A 1,077-nucleotide genomic window follows, 5' to 3' on the forward strand; every position below is an offset into this window, starting at 1 on the left:
TTTTATACTCTCCAGAGACTAAAAAGCCGATACATCCTTTGCACCAGCTGGTTGTGTTGATTGTTCATTCGTCGCTTTATTGCGATTGCTACATAACAACGGCAAGAGAGTTATTTTTTACCTGTCTCTGGAAATACTCCCCCCTCCACGCCTCGATTCAAAATGCTCTCAGATATATTTCATCAGTACGCATAACCAAACAGATAACCCAAGGAGCTCTTATGCGTAACGCCAACAACCAACACGATTACCCTTTTAAAACTTCAGAGTTAAATGAACTGCTAGAACGTGCAGCCGACGCACTGGCTGCAAAATACAAACGAGAGGGCACGTTCACTAATCCAACCAATGTTAAGGAATATTTAAAGCTCAAGTTAGGGGCTCATGACCGCGAAGTGTTCGCCGTGATGTTTCTTGATAATCAACATCAATTGATCAGTTTTGAAGAGTTGTTCTTTGGCACTATCGATGCTGCCTCTATTTACCCACGCGAAGTACTCAAAGCAGCACTAAACCATAACGCTGCTGCCGTCGTTTTTGCTCATAACCACCCTTCAGGTGTCGCTGAGCCCTCTCAAGCAGATAGACGCATTACACAGCGCTTAGTAGATGCTCTCAAGCTGGTGGATATCCGAGTATTGGACCACATCGTTGTGGGTGAGGATTGTGTGTCATTTGCAGAAAAGGGGTGGGTATGAACAAATTTGTTATTTCAGGACTTAATGATGAACTCGTTAGTCCCATGCACTGTTTTCTTGAAGCACTTATGTCTGAAAACGTCATCCCGAATACAGTCGAGCGGGTAGCGTTAAACATAGGGTCTAAAGATATCAATAGCCGCTTTCAACCAATCGAAATTCAATTAGAGCGAACATCAAGCAAAACACCTTGGCAACTTCGCTTTATTGCCACCTTTGATGTGATGGTTGCTGGTAAGCCACAAAAAGAGTTATCGCTGTATTTCAACTTCGCAGGGTGTTGGTTCTACCACCCAGAGATTAAGCAGTGCAACTTACAACGGCCAGAAGTTCAAACCTTACTTGCTAGCTGGCTTAAAGCCATCACTCACACTCTCAT

Annotated in this window: 2 protein-coding genes; both read left to right on the forward strand. The window is 43.7% G+C overall.

Annotated elements, in window-relative coordinates:
* Positions 1-221: 221 nt before the first annotated feature.
* The gene (gene radC, locus AB4185_RS21860; RefSeq protein WP_269978490.1) at positions 222-698 is read left to right on the forward strand and encodes a DNA repair protein RadC; all 477 of its coding nucleotides are present in this window, start codon (positions 222-224) and stop codon (positions 696-698) included.
* On the forward strand, positions 695-1,077 hold a 383-nt coding region (locus AB4185_RS21865; protein ID WP_372135933.1), incomplete at its 3' end, for a DUF2787 family protein. The genes radC and AB4185_RS21865, both read left to right, overlap by 4 nt.

The sequence above is a fragment of the Vibrio sp. 10N.286.48.F5 genome (assembly GCF_041469785.1).
Taxonomy (GTDB): Bacteria; Pseudomonadota; Gammaproteobacteria; order Enterobacterales; family Vibrionaceae; genus Vibrio; species Vibrio crassostreae_C.